General features: G+C 72.2%; 16 protein-coding genes. 15 read left to right on the top strand and 1 reads right to left on the bottom strand.

Features of this window, described 5'->3' with window-relative positions; all coding sequences use genetic code 11:
* Positions 1-101: 101 nt before the first annotated feature.
* Positions 102-1,457 (top strand): replication-associated recombination protein A, encoded by a 1,356-nt coding sequence (locus AB0912_RS25225; RefSeq protein ID WP_366703480.1) that lies wholly within the window; start codon positions 102-104, stop codon positions 1,455-1,457.
* Between the two features lie 339 nt (positions 1,458-1,796).
* Positions 1,797-2,411 carry a 30S ribosomal protein S4 gene (gene rpsD, locus AB0912_RS25220; protein WP_366703478.1) on the top strand — a complete coding sequence of 205 codons (615 nt, stop codon included), beginning with the start codon at positions 1,797-1,799 and terminating at the stop codon, positions 2,409-2,411.
* 38 nt (positions 2,412-2,449) lie between these two features.
* Here rpsD and AB0912_RS25215 read toward each other — a convergent pair whose 3' ends face one another.
* A complete protein-coding gene (locus AB0912_RS25215; protein WP_366703476.1) occupies positions 2,450-4,618 on the bottom strand; it encodes a regulator in 2,169 nt (722 codons plus the stop codon).
* 161 nt (positions 4,619-4,779) lie between these two features.
* Here AB0912_RS25215 and AB0912_RS25210 point away from each other — a divergent pair, with 161 nt between their 5' ends.
* From AB0912_RS25210 to nusB, 13 genes are all read left to right on the top strand, one after another.
* Positions 4,780-5,214: a DUF948 domain-containing protein gene (locus AB0912_RS25210; protein WP_366703474.1), complete on the top strand. Its 435-nt coding sequence runs from the start codon at positions 4,780-4,782 to the stop codon at positions 5,212-5,214.
* Between the two features lie 7 nt (positions 5,215-5,221).
* The gene (locus AB0912_RS25205) at positions 5,222-5,578 is read left to right on the top strand and encodes a DUF6167 family protein (protein ID WP_366703472.1); all 357 of its coding nucleotides are present in this window, start codon (positions 5,222-5,224) and stop codon (positions 5,576-5,578) included.
* Positions 5,578-8,250: an alanine--tRNA ligase gene (gene alaS, locus AB0912_RS25200; protein WP_366703470.1), complete on the top strand. Its 2,673-nt coding sequence runs from the start codon at positions 5,578-5,580 to the stop codon at positions 8,248-8,250. The genes AB0912_RS25205 and alaS overlap by 1 nt, the downstream gene beginning before the upstream one ends.
* A gap of 12 nt (positions 8,251-8,262) precedes the next feature.
* Positions 8,263-8,727, top strand: a complete 465-nt coding sequence (gene ruvX, locus AB0912_RS25195; RefSeq protein WP_366703468.1) for a Holliday junction resolvase RuvX — start codon at positions 8,263-8,265, stop codon at positions 8,725-8,727.
* A gap of 123 nt (positions 8,728-8,850) precedes the next feature.
* On the top strand, positions 8,851-10,668 hold the full coding sequence (mltG, locus tag AB0912_RS25190) for an endolytic transglycosylase MltG (RefSeq protein WP_366703465.1): 1,818 nt from the start codon (positions 8,851-8,853) through the stop codon (positions 10,666-10,668).
* A complete protein-coding gene (locus AB0912_RS25185; RefSeq protein WP_366703463.1) occupies positions 10,652-11,488 on the top strand; it encodes a shikimate dehydrogenase in 837 nt (278 codons plus the stop codon). Before mltG ends, AB0912_RS25185 begins: the two co-directional genes overlap by 17 nt.
* 233 nt (positions 11,489-11,721) lie before the next feature.
* Positions 11,722-12,906 carry a chorismate synthase gene (gene aroC, locus AB0912_RS25180; RefSeq protein WP_366703461.1) on the top strand — a complete coding sequence of 395 codons (1,185 nt, stop codon included), beginning with the start codon at positions 11,722-11,724 and terminating at the stop codon, positions 12,904-12,906.
* 29 nt (positions 12,907-12,935) lie between these two features.
* The gene (locus tag AB0912_RS25175) at positions 12,936-13,418 is read left to right on the top strand and encodes a shikimate kinase (protein ID WP_366703563.1); all 483 of its coding nucleotides are present in this window, start codon (positions 12,936-12,938) and stop codon (positions 13,416-13,418) included.
* Positions 13,415-14,506: a 3-dehydroquinate synthase gene (aroB, locus tag AB0912_RS25170; RefSeq protein ID WP_366703459.1), complete on the top strand. Its 1,092-nt coding sequence runs from the start codon at positions 13,415-13,417 to the stop codon at positions 14,504-14,506. Before AB0912_RS25175 ends, aroB begins: the two co-directional genes overlap by 4 nt.
* Positions 14,507-15,304: 798 nt before the next feature.
* Complete coding sequence (locus AB0912_RS25165) at positions 15,305-16,207, top strand: Pro-rich N-terminal domain-containing protein (RefSeq protein ID WP_366703457.1); 903 nt, start codon at positions 15,305-15,307, stop codon at positions 16,205-16,207.
* A gap of 170 nt (positions 16,208-16,377) precedes the next feature.
* Positions 16,378-17,487, top strand: coding sequence for an aminopeptidase P family protein (locus AB0912_RS25160; RefSeq protein WP_366703455.1), 1,110 nt, complete (start codon positions 16,378-16,380; stop codon positions 17,485-17,487).
* A gap of 60 nt (positions 17,488-17,547) precedes the next feature.
* On the top strand, positions 17,548-18,114 hold the full coding sequence (efp, locus tag AB0912_RS25155) for an elongation factor P (RefSeq protein WP_010988257.1): 567 nt from the start codon (positions 17,548-17,550) through the stop codon (positions 18,112-18,114).
* A 2-nt stretch (positions 18,115-18,116) separates the two neighbouring features.
* Positions 18,117-18,551 carry a transcription antitermination factor NusB gene (gene nusB, locus AB0912_RS25150; protein WP_366703453.1) on the top strand — a complete coding sequence of 145 codons (435 nt, stop codon included), beginning with the start codon at positions 18,117-18,119 and terminating at the stop codon, positions 18,549-18,551.
* Positions 18,552-18,816 lie beyond the last annotated feature (265 nt).

The raw sequence follows: 18,816 nt of genomic DNA, 5'->3' as shown, positions 1-18,816 counted from the left end.
GGGCCTGACGGACCGCCCGCGCAGGCCGGCCGGCGTCCGCGCGCCCTCCCCGGCCGACGGCCCCGGCGGGATTGTCAGTGGCGTGACATAGGGTTTTGGACGTGGAGCCCGACCTGTTCACCGCAGCAGCAGAAGAACGCCAGGAGAAGGACCCGTCCAGCAGCCCCCTGGCGGTGCGGATGCGCCCGCGCACCCTCGACGACGTCGTGGGCCAGCAGCATCTGCTGAAGCCGGGCTCCCCCCTGCGCAGACTCGTCGCCGAGGGCGCGGGCGGCCCGGCCGGACCGTCCTCGGTGATCCTCTGGGGCCCGCCCGGCACCGGAAAGACCACCCTCGCCTACGTCGTCTCCAAGGCCACCGACAAGCGCTTCGTCGAGCTGTCCGCCATCACCGCCGGCGTCAAGGAGGTGCGCGCCGTCATCGACGGCGCCCGCCGCGCCACCGGCGGCTTCGGCAAGGAGACCGTCCTCTTCCTGGACGAGATCCACCGCTTCAGCAAGGCCCAGCAGGACTCCCTGCTGCCCGCCGTGGAGAACCGCTGGGTCACCCTCATCGCCGCGACCACCGAGAACCCGTACTTCTCGGTGATCTCCCCCCTGCTCTCCCGCTCCCTGCTCCTCACCCTGGAGCCGCTCACCGACGACGACCTGCGCGGCCTGCTGCGCCGGGCCCTCGGCGACGAGCGCGGCCTCAAGGACGCCGTCACCCTCCCCGAGGACACCCAGGAGCACCTGCTGCGCATCGCCGGCGGCGACGCCCGGCGCGCCCTGACCGCCCTGGAGGCCGCGGCCGGCGCCGCCCTCGACAAGGGCGAGCCGGCGATCACCCTCCAGACCCTGGAGGAGACCGTCGACCGCGCCGCCGTGAAGTACGACCGCGACGGCGACCAGCACTACGACGTGGCCAGCGCGCTCATCAAGTCCATCCGCGGCTCCGACGTCGACGCCGCCCTGCACTACCTCGCCCGCATGATCGAGGCGGGCGAGGACCCCCGGTTCATCGCCCGCCGCCTGATGATCTCCGCGAGCGAGGACATCGGCCTCGCCGACCCGAACGCGCTGCCGATCGCGGTCGCCGCCGCCCAGGCCGTCGCGATGATCGGCTTCCCCGAGGCCGCGCTCACCCTCAGCCACGCCACCATCGCCCTCGCCCTGGCCCCGAAGTCCAACGCCGCGACGACCGCCATCGGCGCCGCCATGGAGGACGTCCGCAAGGGCCACGCCGGCCCCGTCCCGACCCATCTGCGCGACGGGCACTACAAGGGCGCCGCCAAGCTCGGCCACGCCCAGGGCTACGTGTACCCGCACGACCTGCCCGAGGGCATCGCCGCCCAGCAGTACGCGCCGGAGGAGCTGAAGGACCGGGAGTACTACACCCCCACCCGGCACGGCGCCGAGGCACGCTACGCGGACGCCGTCGAGTGGACCCGCCAGCACCTCGGTCGAGGGCGGTCCTGAGCACCCTGTAGCATGGCTCGAAGCGCTGCGTCCCGTGTCCGGCTCCGGTCGGCACCACCAGAACGGGACATCCAGCCGGAGCCTCCGCCAGCACGGGGGGATTCCAGGAGCGTCGCGCACCGTCGAAGGTGTCGCGGGCAACCCACCACCACCCGGGATTCCGGGACCGGTCGGTGGGTCACTCGCGTGCTGCACGTATGTGCCCAGACCCAGGAGCGGCTGCCCGCCCCGTCCGCGTGGACTCCGCGCAGGCGAGGAGGGTTTCCCGGGCTGCGGATTGCGACCTCCCCTAACCCTGGTGAAGCCGTATTCGCATCAGAAACACGAGGTGTTTGGTTCATGGCGAACCAGTCCCGCCCCAAGGTCAAGAAGTCGCGTGCGCTCGGTATCGCGCTGACCCCGAAGGCCGTCAAGTACTTCGAGGCCCGCCCCTACCCGCCGGGTGAGCACGGCCGTGGCCGCAAGCAGAACTCGGACTACAAGGTCCGTCTGCTGGAGAAGCAGCGTCTGCGCGCGCAGTACGACGTGTCCGAGCGCCAGCTCGTCCGCGCCTACGAGCGTGCCTCCAAGGTCCAGGGCAAGACCGGTGAGGCCCTGATCATCGAGCTGGAGCGTCGTCTCGACGCGCTGGTCCTGCGTTCGGGCATCGCCCGCACGATCTACCAGGCCCGCCAGATGGTCGTTCACGGCCACATCGAGGTCAACGGCCAGAAGGTCGACAAGCCCTCGTTCCGCGTCCGTCCCGACGACGTCGTGATGGTCCGCGAGCGCAGCCGCGGCAAGACGCTGTTCGAGGTCTCCCGCGCCGGTGGCTTCGCCCCCGACGGCGAGACCCCGCGCTACCTCCAGGTGAACCTCCCGGCCCTGGCCTTCCGCCTGGACCGTGAGCCGAACCGCAAGGAGATCCCGGTGATCTGCGACGAGCAGCTCGTCGTCGAGTACTACGCCCGCTGATCTTCTTCCGGCGGACGTGGCACCACCGCGCGTCAGCGTCAGCCCGTCGTCTCCCCGCCCTTCGCGGTGGGGGAGACGGCGGGCTTTCGCACGTCCGGGACCAGCCGGCGCGGCGACGGCACCGCCCCCAGCGCCAAAGCGCCCGTCCCGCCCAGCGCCCGGGCGATGGCCGCCTCCTGCCCGAGCAGCTCGCCCTCCCGTACGCACCGCGCGTACCGCTCCTCGCCCAGCTGCTCCCGGGCCAGCGCCGCGCAGCGCTCGTGCGGCGCGTTGTAGTGGGCCGAGCCGAACAGCGGCAGCCCCACCGACGGCCACATCCGGGACGCCGCGCCCTGGAGCAGCGCCGCCTCGGCCGGATCACCGTCCACCGCGGTGACCAGCGCGAGCAGCTCGACCGCGAGCACGGCGCCCAGCAGATCGTGGAAGGCGCGCGCGATCCCGAGCCCGCGCCGCAGCAGATCCCGGGCGCGGGCCGTGTCGCCGCCCGCCTGGGCCTCGTAGGCGAGGACGTACAGCGCGTACCCCAGCGCCCAGCGCTCCCCGTGGTCCTCGCAGACCCGGCGGACGTCCTCGCAGAGCTTCACCGCGCCCGGCAGATCGCCCTGGAAGGCCAGCGCCATCGCCAGCTCGACCTGGCCCATCAGCACGTTGCTGTTCAGCTCGCCGATCTCCCGGTAGCGGTCGAGGGCGGAGCGCAGCAGGGTCTCGGCGCGCGCCATGTCGTCCGTGACCAGCGCCAGGCAGCCGGTGCGGTGCTCGGCGTACGCGATCGCCACCGCGCTGTTCGAACGCTCCGCCTCCTCACGGCACTCGTGCAGCGCCGACAGCGCGGACACCGGGTCGCCCTGCAGGACCGCCACGTAGCCGAGCACCCACAGCGCCTTCAGCCGTGACTGGTCGCGGTCCCCGTCCAGTTCGACACTGCGCTCCAGCCAGTGCCGGCCCTCCGAGAGCCGGCCGCAGCCCACCCAGTAGAACCACAGGGCGCCCGCCAGGTACTGGCCCAGATGCGCGTCCCGCGGCTCGGTCAGCGAGAACTCCAGCGCACAGCGCAGATTCGGCAGCTCCGTCTCCACCCGCGCCGCGACCTCGCCCTGCCGCGGCGAGAACCAGTCCAGCTCGCACCAGGTGGCCAGCCCCATGTACCAGTCCCGGTGCCGGCGGCGCAGCCGCGTCGCGTCGCCCGTCGCCTCCAGCCACTCGGCGCCGTACGCCCGGACCGTGTCCAGCATCCGGTAGCGCACCCCGGCCGCCGTCTCCTCGCGGGACAGCACCGACTGCGCGAGCAGCGCGTCCAGCACGTCCAGGACGTCGTCGGCGTGCAGCCCGCCCCCGCTGCACACGTACTCGACGGCCTCCAGGTCGAACCGCCCGGCGAACACCGACAGCCGCGCCCACAGCAGCCGCTCCCGCGCGGTGCACAGCTCGTGACTCCAGCCGATCGCGGTCCGCAGGGTCTGGTGCCGGGGCAGCGCGTCCCGCCCGTTCCCGGTCAGCAGCCGGAACCGGTCCTCCAGCCGGGCGAGCACCTGGCCGGGGGAGAGGACGCCGAGCCGGCCCGCGGCCAGCTCGACCGCCAGCGGGATCCCGTCCAGGCGCCGGCACAGCTCCGCCACCTCGGCCCGGTTCCCCTCGTCCAGCGTGAACCCGTCCACCCGGGCCGCCGCCCGGTCCGCGAACAGCTCCGCCGCCTCCGCCTCCGCCAGCGGCGCCAGCGGGAACACCCGCTCGCCCCCGAGCCCCAGCGGCCGGCGCCCCACCGCCAGCACCCGCAGGCCCCCGGCCCGCCGCAGCAGCGCGCCGGCCAGCGCGGCGCTCACCTCCACCAGGTGCTCGAAACCGTCCAGTACCAGCAGGAGCCGGCGGTCGGCGAGATGGTCGAGCAGCACCTGCCGGGGCGGCTTCGCGGTGTGGTCCGTGAGACCGAGGGCCTCCACCACCGCGTACTCCACGAGATCCGGATCGTGCACCGCGGACAGATCCACCCGGCACACCTGGTCGAAGCCGTCCGCGCCCGCCGCCGCGCGCACCGCGAGACGGGACTTCCCGACGCCCCCCACCCCCGTCACCGTGACCAGCCGCGCCGACTCCAGCAGCTCGGCCAGCCGCGCCAGTTCGGCCGAGCGCCCCACGAACGCGTCGAGTTCAAGGGGCAGATCACCGGGTACCGGGGGAGCGGAGCGCCGGACGGAGTGAGAACGCTGCATGGGACACGGAGCGTACTGACCCGTGAGCACTCCGTACAATCGCTTCGCACAACTCCAGGTGCGGCAGCCGGTAATGCGGTACGGAGCCTCGGTGCCGGCGCGATAGGCTCGGGGCACGACTTTTCGATGATCCGGCAGGCGGACAGGGAGCGGGTGCGACAGTGACCGGTGGTGAGGTGGCCGGCATCCTGGTGGCCGTCTTCTGGGCGATCCTGGTGTCCTTCCTCGCCGTCGCGCTGGCGCGACTGGCCCAGACGCTCAAGGCGACCACCAAGCTCGTGGCGGACGTGACCGAACAGGCCGTCCCGCTGCTCGCGGACGCCTCGGCGGCCGTGCGCTCCGCGCAGACCCAGATCGACCGCGTCGACGCCATCGCGTCGGACGTGCAGGAGGTGACGTCGAACGCGTCGGCACTGTCGACGACCGTCGCCTCCACCTTCGGCGGCCCTCTGGTCAAGGTCGCGGCGTTCGGTTACGGCGTACGCCGGGCCATCGGAGGCCGCCGAGAGAACGAGCCCGACAAGGCGTCCCGGCGAACCGTGATCGTGGGCCGCACCGTCCCGTCCTCGCGACGGGGAAAGCGGAAGAAGGACTGACGCAGCGATGTTCCGCCGTACGTTCTGGTTCACCGCGGGCGCAGCCGCGGGTGTATGGGCCACCACCAAGGTCAACCGCAAGATCCGTTCGCTGACCCCCGAGAGCCTCGCGGCGCAGGCCGCCAACAAGGCGATCGACGCGGGCCACCGGCTCAAGGACTTCGCCCTCGACGTCCGCGACGGGATGGCCCAGCGGGAGGCCGAACTCGGCGAGGTGCTCGGCCTGAACGGCCGCCCCGACCCCGAACTCCCCACCCAGCGCCGCATCGCCGCGATCGGCGACGCCGGGCAGCCCGGCGGCGACAAGCACATCAAGTACATCGAGAACACGACGTACACGTACAACCGGAATGAGGACCACTGATGGAGTCGGCTGAAATCCGCCGCCGCTGGTTGAGCTTCTACGAGGAGCGCGGTCACACCGTCGTCCCTTCGGCGTCGCTCATCGCGGACGACCCGACTCTGCTCCTCGTCCCCGCCGGCATGGTCCCCTTCAAGCCGTACTTCCTCGGTGAGGTCAAGCCGCCGTGGTCGCGCGCCACCAGCGTGCAGAAGTGCGTGCGCACCCCCGACATCGAAGAGGTCGGCAAGACCACCCGGCACGGCACGTTCTTCCAGATGTGCGGCAACTTCTCCTTCGGCGACTACTTCAAGGAAGGCGCCATCACCTACGCCTGGGAGCTGCTCACGCTGCCCCAGGACCAGGGTGGTTACGGGCTCGACCCGGAGCGCCTGTGGATCACGGTCTACCTGGAGGACGACGAGGCCGAGGCCATCTGGCGCGACAAGATCGGCGTCCCGGCCGAGCGCATCCAGCGCCTCGGCAAGAAGGACAACTACTGGTCCATGGGCGTCCCGGGACCCTGCGGCCCCTGCTCCGAGATCAACTACGACCGCGGCCCCGAGTTCGGCGTCGAGGGCGGCCCGGCCGTCAACGACGAGCGCTACGTGGAGATCTGGAACCTGGTCTTCATGCAGTACGAGCGCGGCGAGGGCATCTCCAAGGACGACTTCGAGATCCTCGGCGAGCTGCCCAGCAAGAACATCGACACCGGCCTCGGCCTGGAACGCCTCGCCATGATTCTGCAGGGCGTGCGGAACATGTACGAGATCGACACCTCCATGGCCGTGATCAAGAAGGCCACCGAGCTGACCGGCGTCGAGTACGGCGCCGCCCACAGCTCCGACGTCTCCCTGCGCGTGGTCACCGACCACATGCGCACCTCCGTCATGCTCATCGGCGACGGCGTGAGCCCCGGCAACGAGGGCCGCGGCTATGTGCTGCGCCGCATCATGCGCCGAGCCATCCGCAACATGCGCCTGCTCGGCGCCACCGGCCCGGTCGTCAAGGACCTCATCGACGTCGTGATCGAGATGATGGGCCGGCAGTACCCCGAGCTGGTCAGCGACCGGCAGCGGATCGAGACCGTGGCCCTCGCCGAGGAGGCCGCCTTCCTCAAGACGCTGAAGGCCGGCACGAACATCCTCGACACCGCCATCCTGGACACCAAGGAGTCCGGCGGCACGGTCCTCGCCGGCGACAAGGCGTTCCTGCTCCACGACACCTGGGGCTTCCCGATCGACCTCACCCTGGAGATGGCCGCCGAGCAGGGCCTGTCGGTGGACGAGGACGGGTTCCGCCGCCTGATGAAGGAGCAGCGGGACAAGGCCAAGGCCGACGCCCGTGCCAAGAAGACCGGCCACGCCGACCTCGGCGCCTACCGCCAGATCGCGGACGCCGCCGGTGAGACGGACTTCATCGGCTACGACCGCACCGAGGGCGAGTCGACCATCGTCGGCATCCTCGTCGACGGCGTCTCCTCCCCGGCCGCCACCGAGGGCGACGAGGTCGAGATCGTCCTCGACCGCACCCCCTTCTACGCCGAGGGCGGCGGCCAGATCGGCGACACCGGCCGCATCCGGGTCGACTCCGGCGCGATCATCGAGGTCCGCGACTGCCAGAAGCCGGTCCCGGGCGTGTACGTCCACAAGGGTGTCGTGCAGGTCGGCGAGGCCACCGTCGGCGCCAAGGCGCAGGCCACCATCGACGTGCGCCGGCGTACCGCCATCGCCCGCGCCCACTCGGCCACCCACCTCACGCACCAGGCGCTGCGCGACGCGCTGGGCCCGACGGCCGCCCAGGCCGGTTCCGAGAACCAGCCCGGCCGTTTCCGCTTCGACTTCGGTTCCCCCGCGGCCGTCCCCACGTCCGTCATGACCGACGTCGAGCAGCAGATCAACGAGGTGCTCGCCCGCGACCTGGACGTCGAGGCCGAGGTCATGAGCATCGACGAGGCCAAGAAGCAGGGCGCCATCGCCGAGTTCGGCGAGAAGTACGGCGAGCGCGTCCGCGTGGTGACCATCGGCGACTTCTCCAAGGAGCTGTGCGGCGGCACGCACGTCCACAACACCGCCCAGCTCGGCCTGGTCAAGCTGCTCGGCGAGTCGTCCATCGGGTCGGGTGTGCGCCGCATCGAGGCCCTCGTCGGCGTCGACGCGTACAACTTCCTCGCCCGGGAGCACACGGTCGTCGCCCAGCTCCAGGAACTGGTGAAGGGCCGCGCCGAGGAGCTTCCGGAGAAGGTCGCCGCCATGCTCGGCAAGCTGAAGGACGCCGAGAAGGAGATCGAGAAGTTCCGCGCGGAGAAGGTCCTCCAGGCCGCCGCCGGTCTCGTGGAGTCCGCCCAGGACGTCAACGGCGTCGCCCTGGTCACCGGCCAGGTGCCGGACGGCACCGGCGCCGACGACCTGCGCAAGCTGGTCCTCGACGTACGCGGCCGCATCCAGGGCGGACGGGCCGCCGTCGTGGCCCTGTTCACCGTGGCCGGCGGCAAGCCGCTGACGGTCATCGCCACCAACGAGGCCGCCCGTGAGCGGGGCCTCAAGGCCGGTGAGCTGGTCCGCGCCGCCGCCAAGACCCTCGGCGGCGGCGGTGGCGGCAAGCCGGACGTCGCCCAGGGCGGCGGCCAGAACCCGGCCGCCATCGGTGAAGCCGTCGACGCGGTCCGGCGCCTCGTCGCCGAGACCGCCAAGTAGGGGTCCGCGGACATGCGCAGAGGACGCCGGCTCGCGATCGATGTCGGGGACGCCCGGATCGGGGTCGCCTCGTGCGACCCCGACGGGATCCTCGCGACGCCGGTGGAGACGGTCCCGGGACGTGACGTCCCGGCCGCCCACCGCCGGCTGAGGCAGCTCGTCGAGGAGTACGAGCCGATCGAGGTCGTCGTCGGTCTCCCTCGCTCCCTCAAGGGGGGCGAGGGCCCCGCCGCCGTCAAGGTCCGCGCCTTCGCCCAGGAGCTGGCCCGGGGGATCACCCCCGTGGGGGTACGGCTGGTGGACGAGCGGATGACGACGGTGACGGCGAGTCAGGGGCTGCGTGCCTCGGGCGTGAAGTCGAAGAAGGGCCGCTCGGTCATCGACCAGGCGGCAGCCGTCGTCATCCTCCAACAGGCCCTGGAATCCGAACGGGTGTCAGGCGCTTCGCCCGGCGAGGGCGTCGAAGTGGTCATGTGATCGCGATACGGTAACGTTCCGCGCGATGCGGTGGTGTTCGAACAGCCCCCGCACAGCAAAGAGGCGGACGGGAGCCGAGCCACTGGAGCCGGCAGCGGACGGCTCGCGGCTTGTAGGGGATCGATGACTGAGTATGGCCGGGGCCCAGGCTCCGAACCGTGGCATCCGGAGGACCCGTTGTACGGGGACGGCGGATGGGGCGGACAGGCCGCCGACGGCCGGTCCGCCTACGACGGCGGCCGGCCGCAGCACTATCCGCAGGCGGCGCACCAGGCCCAGCAGGGCGACTGGGGCACCGGCGGGCACCCGTACGACCAGGGGCAGCAGCAGTACCAGCAGCCCCAGGGCGCTCCCGGCCAGTACCAGGGCCAGGGCCAGGGCCAGGGCCACCAGCAGTTCCAGGGACAGCCGTACCAGGACGGGCAGCAGTACCCCGCCCAGGGGAACCCCCAGTACCCCGACCAGGCCCAGCAGCACTACACCGGGCAGGGCCAGCCGCAGTACCCCGATCAGGGGCAGCAGCAGTACGGCGGTCAGGACGGCCGGCAGTACGACGAGGCCGGCTGGCAGACCGGGGGCCACCCCCAGGTGCCCTACGGCGCAGATCCGGCCGACCCCTACGCGGGCCAGTACACCGGCGAGCAGCCCGACTTCTACAACACCCCCGAGGCCTATCCGCCGCCCGAGCCCCCCGCCCGGCGCCGTGCGGAGCCCGAACCGACGCCGGACTGGGACCCGGGCCCCGACCAGGGCGAGCACGCCTTCTTCGCGGGCGGCGACGAGGACGACGACCTCGACGACGATGACGACCCCAAGGGCCGCACGGGCCGGGGCGACCGCAAGGGGCGCGCCGGCGGCAAGGGCAGGAAGCGGCGCAGCGGCTGCGCCTGTCTGGTGGTCGTCGCGGTCTTCGGCGGCGGTCTCGCCGGCGTCGGCTATTTCGGCTACCACTACTACCAAAATCGTTTCGGCTCGGCACCCGACTACGCGGGCGAGGGCTCGGGCCAGGTGACCGTCGAGATCAACAAGGGCGCCGGCGGCTACGAGATCGGCCAGAAGCTCAAGGAACTCGGCGTCGTCAAGAGCGTGGACGCCTTCGTCTCCGCCCAGCAGGAGAACCCGCACGGCAAGGAGATCCAGGCGGGAGCCTATCTGCTGCGCAAGGAGATGTCCGCCGCGAGCGCCGTCAAGCTGATGCTCGATCCCAAGAGCCAGAACAACGTGATCGTGGCACCCGGCCGCCGCAACGCCGATGTCTACAAGCTGATCGACACCAAGCTCGGCCTCTCCCAGGGCACCACCAGTGCCGTGGCCAAGAAGGACTACAAGAGCCTCGGACTGCCGAGCTGGGCGAACAGCAACAACGACATAAAGGATCCGCTGGAAGGATTCCTCTGGCCCGCCACCTACCCGGCGGCGAAGGGCATGAAGCCCGAGAACGTGCTCAGGAGCATGGTCAAGCAGGCCACCGGCAACTACGCGGCGATGGGGCTGGAGAGCAAGGCGAAGGCCCTCAAGCTCGCCGACCCGCTCCAGGTCGTCACGGTCGCGAGTCTGGTCCAGGCGGAAGGCAAGACGCACGACGACTTCCGCAAGATGGCCGAGGTCATCTACAACCGGCTCAAGCCCACCAACACCGAGACCAACCAGTTGCTCCAGTTCGACTCAACGTTCAACTACCTGAACCGGCAGAGCAAGATCCACATCAGCGAGTCCGAGATCAACAGCAACAAGGACCCGTACAACACGTACACGCAGAAGGGGCTGCCCCCCGGTCCGATCGGCAATCCCGGTGTCGAGGCGCTGAAGGCGACGTTCAACCCGACGAAGGACGGCTGGATGTACTTCGTGGCGACCGACGGTCACAGCAAGACCGAGTTCGCCAAGAACAACGCCGATTTCGAGAAGCTCAAGGAAAAGTTCAATGACAGTTCGGGCTGACGCCCGCCGGGCCGCCGTCCTCGGGTCGCCGATCGCCCACTCCCTCTCCCCGGTGCTGCACCGCGCCGCGTACCGGGAACTGGGCCTCGCCGACCGCTCGTACGACCGCTTCGAGGTCGACGAGGAGACGCTGCCCGGCTTCCTCGGCGGGCTCGGGCCCGAGTGGGCGGGGCTGTCGCTGACCATGCCGCTCAAGCGGGCCGTGATCCCGCTGCTCGACACCGTCACCGAGACGGCCGCCTCCGTCGAGGCGGTCAACACCGTGGTGTTCACCGAGGACGGGCGGCGCACCGGCGACAACACCGACATCCCCGGGATGGTCGCCGCGCTGCGCGAGCGGGGCATCGAGCAGGTCGAGTCGGCCGCGATCCTCGGCGCCGGCGCCACCGCCTCCTCCGCCCTCGCCGCGCTCGCGCGGATCTGCGCCGGCGAGGTCGTCGCCTACGTGCGCAGCGCGGAGCGCGCCGCCGAGATGCGGCGGTGGGGCGAGCGGCTCGGCGTCGAGGTCCGCACCGCGGACTGGGCGGACGCCGCGGAGGCGCTGCGGGCGCCGCTGGTCATCGCCACGACACCGGCGGGGACGACGGACGCGCTGGCCGCGGCCGTTCCGGAACGCCCGGCGACCCTCTTCGACGTGCTGTACGACCCCTGGCCCACCGGCCTCGCGGCGCGCTGGTCGGCGTACGGCGGCGCGGTCGTCGGCGGGCTCGACCTGCTCGTCCACCAGGCGGTCCTCCAGGTCGAACAGATGACCGGGTGTACGCCCGCGCCACTGGACGCCATGCGCAAGGCCGGCGAACACGCCCTCGCGGCCCGCTAGAACCCGGCACACAGGGCCTTCGAGCCCTTTCCGGCCCGCCGTCACCCGCCCCTCGCCACCCGCCGCACCCCGGCCGGCCGCGTCCGCCTGATGGACCTGCGGCCGGTTCCCGCCGCCGGACGTGGGAGGATCGGGGGTGGCGGGCCTGGGCCGCGCACCCGGTCGCGCCGTCGCCGTACGCGAGGACGCGCGTACGCAGCAGCAGTACCAGGGCGCGAGCATGAGGAGCACCGTTGAGCAGGTTGCGCTGGCTGACCGCGGGGGAGTCCCACGGTCCCGCACTTGTGGCGACGCTGGAGGGACTTCCCGCCGGCGTGCCGATCACCACGGACATGGTGGCGGACCACCTGGCCCGGCGGCGCCTCGGCTATGGACGCGGTGCCCGGATGAAGTTCGAGCGCGACGAGGTCACCTTCCTCGGCGGCGTCCGGCACGGCCTCACCCTCGGTTCCCCGATCGCCGTCATGGTCGGCAACACCGAGTGGCCCAAGTGGGAGCAGGTCATGGCCGCCGACCCGGTCGACCCGGCGATCCTCGCCGACCTCGCCCGCAACGCCCCGCTGACCCGCCCCCGCCCCGGCCACGCCGACCTCGCCGGCATGCAGAAGTACGGCTTCGACGAGGCCCGCCCGATCCTGGAGCGCGCCTCCGCCCGTGAGACCGCCGCCCGCGTGGCGCTCGGCGCGGTCGCCCGCTCCTACCTCAAGGAGACGGCCGGGATCGAGATCGTCTCCCACGTCGTGGAACTGGCCGCCGCCAAGGCGCCCTACGGCGTCCTCCCCAAGCCCTCCGACGTCGACAAGCTCGACGCCGACCCGGTGCGATGCCTCGACGCCGACGCCTCGAAGGCGATGGTCGCGGAGATCGACCAGGCCCACAAGGACGGCGACACGCTGGGCGGCGTCGTCGAGGTGCTCGCGTACGGCGTGCCGGTGGGCCTCGGCTCGCACGTGCACTGGGACCGGCGCCTCGATGCCCGGCTCGCGGCCGCGCTCATGGGCATCCAGGCGATCAAGGGCGTCGAGGTCGGCGACGGCTTCGACCTGGCCCGCGTGCCCGGTTCCCAGGCGCACGACGAGATCGTGCACACCGCGGACGGCATCCGCCGCTCCACCGGCCGTTCCGGCGGCACCGAGGGCGGCCTGACCACCGGCGAACCGCTGCGCGTACGCGCCGCGATGAAGCCCATCGCCACCGTGCCGCGCGCGCTCGCCACCATCGACGTCGCCACCGGCGAGGCCGCCAAGGCCCACCACCAGCGCTCCGACGTCTGCGCCGTGCCGGCCGCCGGCATCGTCGCCGAGGCCATGGTCGCCCTCGTGCTGGCCGACGCCGTCGCGGAGAAGTTCGGCGGCGACAGCGTCACCGAGACCCGCCGCAACGTCACCGGTTACCTCGAGAACCTGGCCATCCGGTGACCGCCCCGCTGCTCGTCCTCGTCGGCCCGATGGGGGTCGGCAAGTCCACGGTGGGCGCGCTCGTCGCCGAGCGGCTCGGCCGCGGCTTCCGGGACACGGACGAGGACATCGTCGCCGCGCAGGGCCGCACCATCGCCGACATCTTCGTCGATGAGGGCGAGGCCGCCTTCCGAGCGATCGAGAAGCGGGCCGTGGCGGAGGCGCTCGCCGGACACGACGGTGTGCTCGCCCTCGGCGGCGGCTCGATCCTCGACGCGGACACCCGCGCCCTGCTCGCCGGCCACCAGGTCGTCTACCTCTCCATGGACGTGGAGGAGGCGGTCCAGCGCACCGGCCTGAACGCGGCCCGGCCGCTGCTCGCAGTCAACCCGCGCCGTCAGTGGCGCGAGCTGATGGAGGCCCGCCGCCATCTGTACACCGAAGTCGCCCGCGCGGTCGTGGCGACCGACGGCCGCACCCCCCAAGAGGTCGCCCAAGCGGTCCTCGACGCACTGGAGTTGAAGGAAGCATGAGCGAGGCAGTGACCCGCATCCAGGTCGGTGGCACCGCGGGCACCGACCCCTACGAGGTTCTGGTCGGCCGTCAACTCCTCGGTGAACTGGCCGGGTTGATCGGCGAGAAGGCCAAGCGGGTCGCCGTGGTGCACCCCGAGGCGCTCGCCGAGACGGGGGAGGCGTTGCGCGCCGACCTCGCGGAGCAGGGCTTCGAGGCCGTCGCGATCCAGGTGCCGAACGCCGAGGAGGCCAAGACCGTCGAGGTCGCCGCCTATTGCTGGAAGGCGCTCGGCCAGTCCGGCTTCACCCGCACCGACGTCATCGTCGGGGTGGGCGGCGGCGCGACCACCGACCTGGCCGGTTTCGTGGCCGCGAGCTGGCTGCGCGGAGTGCGCTGGATCGCCGTCCCGACCACCGTGCTCGGCATGGTGGACGCGGCGGTCGGCGGCAAGACCGGCATCAACACCGCCGAGGGCAAGAACCTCGTCGGCGCCTTCCACCCGCCCGCCGGTGTGCTCTGCGACCTGGCCGCGCTGGACTCGCTGCCGGTCAACGACTTCGTCTCCGGTCTCGCCGAGGTCATCAAGGCCGGCTTCATCGCCGACCCCGCCATCCTCGACCTCATCGAGTCCGACCCCGAGGCGGCCAGGACACCCGCGGGACCGCACACCGCCGAGCTGATCGAGCGCTCCATCAAGGTCAAGGCGGAGGTCGTCTCCGGCGACCTCAAGGAGTCGGGGCTGCGCGAGATCCTCAACTACGGCCACACGCTCGCGCACGCCATCGAGAAGAACGAGCGCTACAAGTGGCGGCACGGCGCGGCCGTCTCCGTCGGCATGCACTTCGCCGCCGAACTCGGCCGCCTCGCGGGCCGTCTGGACGACGCGACCGCCGACCGCCACCGCAGCGTCCTGGAGTCCGTGGGCCTCCCGCTGAGCTACCGCTACGACCAGTGGCCCAAGCTCCTGGAGAACATGAAGGTCGACAAGAAGTCCCGCGGCGACCTGCTGCGCTTCATCGTCCTCGACGGACTCGCCAAGCCGACCGTCCTGGAGGGCCCCGACCCGGCCGTCCTCCTCGCGGCGTACGGCGAGGTCGCGGAGTAGCGGGCGCCGCACCCAGGGCCGCGTTCACGGCGCCGGCCGCCCGCCCGGTGACCGGGCGGGTGGCCACGGGCGGTGCCCCCGGTGATCGGGCCGGCCGCGACGCGTGTCCCCGGTGACCGGGCCGGCCGCTCCGGCCGAACCCCGGGCGACCGGGCTCATCGTGCCGGGTCGTGTCCCCGGTGACCGGGCTGGCCGGCCCAGGCAGCACGCCTGGCGAGGGGGCTGACCGCGCTGGCCGCGCTCTCGGTGGCCGGGCTGATCGCGCCGGGTCGTGTCCCCGGTGACCGGGCTGGCCGGCCCCGGCAGCACCCCTGGGGAGCGGGCTGGCCGCGCTCCCGGTGGCCGGGCTGATCGTGCCGGGTCGTGTCCCCTGTGACCGGGCTGGCCGGCCCAGGCAGTACCCCTGGGGAGCGGGGTGACCGCGCTGGCCGCGCTCTCGGTGGCTGGGCCTGACCGCCTCGGCCGTACTCCCCGCGACCGAGCTGACCGGCCCCGGCCGCACCCCCGGTGACCGCGCTGACCGTACTCCCGGTCATCGGGGTGACCGCACCCCTGGCGACCGGGCTCACCGCGACGGCCCGTGCCCCCGGTGACCCGGCTCACCGGGAACGCCGGACCCGGTGGCCGTATTCACCGGGAAGGCCCCTGCTCAACCCGTTCTGCCCCTCGTTCACGGGCACTTCGCGGCTTGCCCGGCCGTTCACACAACGACGGCCGGGGAGGGTACCGTTCGGTAGCGGCGGGACCGGTGTCCCGTCCGCCAGCGCCCATTGCCTGTACGAGACGGAGTGGCACCGGATGCAGCACGCAGTGGGGGCTCCGCTGCCGCCGCCCCATCAGCCGGGGCACGGACCGGCCGGAGGCTGGTCACCCGCCGGACACCATCCGGGGCAGCCGGGCCCCGCGCCCGCTCCGGGATTCGCCGGAGGCCCGGTCCCGCCGGGTGCCCCTCCCGCTCAGCCCCCGCAGCACCCCGCGGCCCCCCAGCACGCGCCCGGGCAGCCTCCGCAGCACCCCTCCGCGCAGCCTCCGGCCCACCGGCCGGTGCCGCCGCCGGACAGCACCGGGCACGTTCAACTGCCGCCCGGCGCCCCGGTCGCCATGCCGAGCCCGCCGCCCGCCCCCGGCACCCCCGACCCGGCCGCCACCACGCTCGCCGTCCTGCTCATCGGCCCCGCCGGCGCCGGCAAGACCAGCGTCGCCAAGTACTGGGCAGACCACCGCCGCGTCCCCACCGCCCACATCAGCCTGGACGACGTACGCGAGTGGGTCCGCTCGGGCTTCGCCGACCCCCAGTCGGGGTGGAACGACCACTCCGAGGCGCAGTACCGCCTGGCCCGCCGCACCTGCGGCTTCGCCGCGCGGAACTTCCTGGCCAACGGCATCTCCTGCATCCTGGACGACGCCGTGTTCCCGGACCGTCCGGTCGTCGGCCTCGGCGGCTGGAAGCGGCACGTCGGGCCGGGCCTGCTGCCGGTCGTGCTGCTGCCGGGCCTGGAGATCGTCCTGGAGCGCAACGCGGAGCGCTCGGGCAACCGCCGGCTCAGTGACGAGGAGGTCGCGCGCATCCACGGCCGGATGGCCGGCTGGTACGGCTCGGGCCTTCCCATCATCGACAACTCCCAGCTCGACGTGGCCACCACGGCCCGCGTCCTGGACGACGTCCTGGCCCGCTCGATCGCGAGCCCACCCCAGTGGTGAAGCACCCCTGACCCGCCCCGCCGCTCCACCCGCCCGGACCGGGGTGGGGCAAGCTCCCCGGGCCTGGGAGGTTCGGCCCGCGCTCGACTGGATGATCCGTCCGGCCCCGCCCGGCCCCCGTCCGGCCCTCTGGACCGGCGGCATCCGCCCCGCGCTCGTACGCTCGGTTCATGTCAGAGGTGTACGCGACCCGCAGAGAGCGGCTCCGGGAACGTTGTGCGGCGAGTGGTGGCGCGACCGCGCTGGTGACTCGGCCCGCCAATGTGAGGTACCTCGCGGGCGCGGCTCCGCGCGGCTCCGTCCTGCTGCTGCTCGGCCGGGGCGAGGACATGCTGCTGTGCGGTGGACCGCCGACCGGCGATGTCGCGGAGGGACGCCCGGACGACGCGCTGGACCTGCGGGTCCTGCCGCGCGCCGGCGGTGACCCGGCCGTCGCCGCCGCCGGCATGGCCGCCGGACACGGCGCCGACACCCTCGCCGTCGAGGAACACCATCTGACCGTCACCCGCCACCGCGCCCTCGGCTCGGTCGCCCCCCGGCTGCGCCTCACGGATCTGGGCGGCGCGGTCGAACAGCTCCGCGTCATCAAAGACGAGGAGGAGATCTCCGCCCTGCGGACCGGCGCCGAGATCGCCGACCAGGCCCTCGGCGAACTCCTCGAATCCATCCTCGTCGGCCGGACCGAACGCCATCTCGCGCTGGAACTGGAGCGCAGACTCGTCGACCACGGCGCCGACGGACCCGCCTTCACCACCTCGGTCGGCACCGGCCCGAACTCGGGCAGGCGCGGCCACCGCCCCACCGACCGGCGGGTGGAGGAGGGCGACTTCCTCTCCGTCTGCCTGGGCGCGGCCTACCGCGGCTACCGCTGTGAGATCGGCCGTACGTTCGTGATCGGCACCTCGCCCGCCGACTGGCAGATCGAGCTGTACGACCTCGTCTTCGCCGCTCAGCGCGCCGCCCGCGAGGCGCTCCTGCCCGGCGCCGCCTACCGCGACGTGGACCACGCCGCCCGCCAGGTACTGGACTCCGCCGGGCACGCGGAAGGGCTGTCCCCCCTCACCGGGCACGGGGTCGGGCTCGAAATCGACGAGGACCCGCAGCTTGCCCCCGCGGCCATGGGTAAACTGGACGCTTGCGTGCCGGTCACCGTCGAACCGGGGGTCCACCTCCCGGGACGGGGCGGCGTCCGGATCGATGACACGCTCGTCGTACGCCCCGAGGCGGACGGCGGACCCGAGCTACTCACCATCACGACCAAGGAGCTGCTCGCGCTCTAGCTCTCGGAGCTGTGCGCCTGCGCCGGGGTCGTCCACGTCAGTCCAGGAGATTCCGCAACCGTGGCTTCCACGAACGACCTCAAGAACGGCCTGGTGCTCAAGCTCGACGGAGGCCAGCTCTGGTCCGTCGTCGAGTTCCAGCACGTCAAGCCCGGCAAGGGCCCGGCCTTCGTGCGCACCAAGCTGAAGAACGTGCTCTCCGGCAAGGTCGTCGACAAGACGTTCAACGCCGGCGTCAAGGTCGAGACGGCCACGATCGACAAGCGCGACATGCAGTTCTCGTACATGGACGGCGAGTACTTCGTCTTCATGGACATGGACACGTACGACCAGCTCATGGTCGACCGCAAGTCCGTCGGCGACGCCGCCAACTTCCTGATCGAGGGCTTCACCGCCACCGTCGCCCAGCACGAGGGCGAGGTGCTCTTCGTGGAGCTGCCCGCCGCCGTCGAGCTGGTCATCCAGGAGACCGAGCCCGGCGTCCAGGGCGACCGCTCCACCGGTGGCACCAAGCCCGCCACCCTGGAGACCGGCCACCAGATCCAGGTCCCGCTCTTCATCACCACCGGTGAGAAGATCAAGGTCGACACCCGCACGAGCGACTACCTCGGCCGGGTGAACAGCTAACCGTGGCTGCCCGCAACACGGCCCGCAAGCGCGCCTTCCAGATCCTCTTCGAGGGCGACCAGCGCGGTGTGGACGTCCTGACGGTCCTCGCCGACTGGATCCGGCACTCCCGGTCCGACACCCGGCAGCCGCCGGTCAGCGAGTACACGATGCAGCTCGTCGAGGGGTACGCCACCAAGGTGCGCCGGATCGACGACCTGATCGCGCAGTACGCCGTCGGCTGGACGCTGGACAGGATGCCGGTCGTGGACCGCAACATCCTGCGTCTCGGCGCCTACGAGCTGATCTGGGTCGACGAGACCCCCGACGCGGTGGTGCTCGACGAGTCGGTGCAGCTCGCCAAGGAGTTCTCCACGGACGACTCGCCCTCGTTCGTGAACGGCCTGCTCGGCCGTTTCAAGGAGCTGAAGCCGTCGCTGCGCCGCGACGAGGACTAGTCACGGCGCGAACGGCGCGAACGACAGCCGCGTACGCCCCCCGGGGGGGGCGTAGGCAACGCCGGAGGGCCCGCGGCACGACCGCCGCGGGCCCTCCGGCGTTCTCGGACGTTCTCCGGTGTCCTCCGGCTGTTCTCCGGCTGTTCTCCGGTGTCTCCGAGGCCTCACCGCCCCCGCCCGGTTCCCACCGCTGGGAGCGCGAAAAACCGCCGGGGGGGGGCGGCGGCAACAGTGAGGTCCCACCCCCCCGGCCGCGTCTTCTTGT

Source organism: Streptomyces sp. NPDC007084, assembly GCF_040703595.1.
Taxonomy (GTDB): domain Bacteria; phylum Actinomycetota; class Actinomycetes; order Streptomycetales; family Streptomycetaceae; genus Streptomyces.
Note: the sequence above shows the minus strand (reverse complement) of the source record. Positions and strands in the feature narration are given on the sequence as shown.

What these genes read in the sequence shown, in the direction of transcription:
- AB0912_RS25175 (WP_366703563.1), top strand. Translation starts at nt 12,936, where the DNA reads ATGGGGGTCGGCAAGTCCACGGTGGGCGCGCTCGTCGCCGAGCGGCTC.
- AB0912_RS25205 (WP_366703472.1), top strand. Translation starts at nt 5,222, where the DNA reads ATGTTCCGCCGTACGTTCTGGTTCACCGCGGGCGCAGCCGCGGGTGTA.
- ruvX (WP_366703468.1), top strand. Translation starts at nt 8,263, where the DNA reads ATGCGCAGAGGACGCCGGCTCGCGATCGATGTCGGGGACGCCCGGATC.
- mltG (WP_366703465.1), top strand. Translation starts at nt 8,851, where the DNA reads ATGACTGAGTATGGCCGGGGCCCAGGCTCCGAACCGTGGCATCCGGAG.
- alaS (WP_366703470.1), top strand. Translation starts at nt 5,578, where the DNA reads ATGGAGTCGGCTGAAATCCGCCGCCGCTGGTTGAGCTTCTACGAGGAG.
- rpsD (WP_366703478.1), top strand. Translation starts at nt 1,797, where the DNA reads ATGGCGAACCAGTCCCGCCCCAAGGTCAAGAAGTCGCGTGCGCTCGGT.
- AB0912_RS25160 (WP_366703455.1), top strand. Translation starts at nt 16,378, where the DNA reads ATGTCAGAGGTGTACGCGACCCGCAGAGAGCGGCTCCGGGAACGTTGT.
- AB0912_RS25165 (WP_366703457.1), top strand. Translation starts at nt 15,305, where the DNA reads ATGCAGCACGCAGTGGGGGCTCCGCTGCCGCCGCCCCATCAGCCGGGG.
- aroB (WP_366703459.1), top strand. Translation starts at nt 13,415, where the DNA reads ATGAGCGAGGCAGTGACCCGCATCCAGGTCGGTGGCACCGCGGGCACC.
- AB0912_RS25215 (WP_366703476.1), bottom strand. Translation starts at nt 4,618, where the DNA reads ATGCAGCGTTCTCACTCCGTCCGGCGCTCCGCTCCCCCGGTACCCGGT.
- AB0912_RS25185 (WP_366703463.1), top strand. Translation starts at nt 10,652, where the DNA reads ATGACAGTTCGGGCTGACGCCCGCCGGGCCGCCGTCCTCGGGTCGCCG.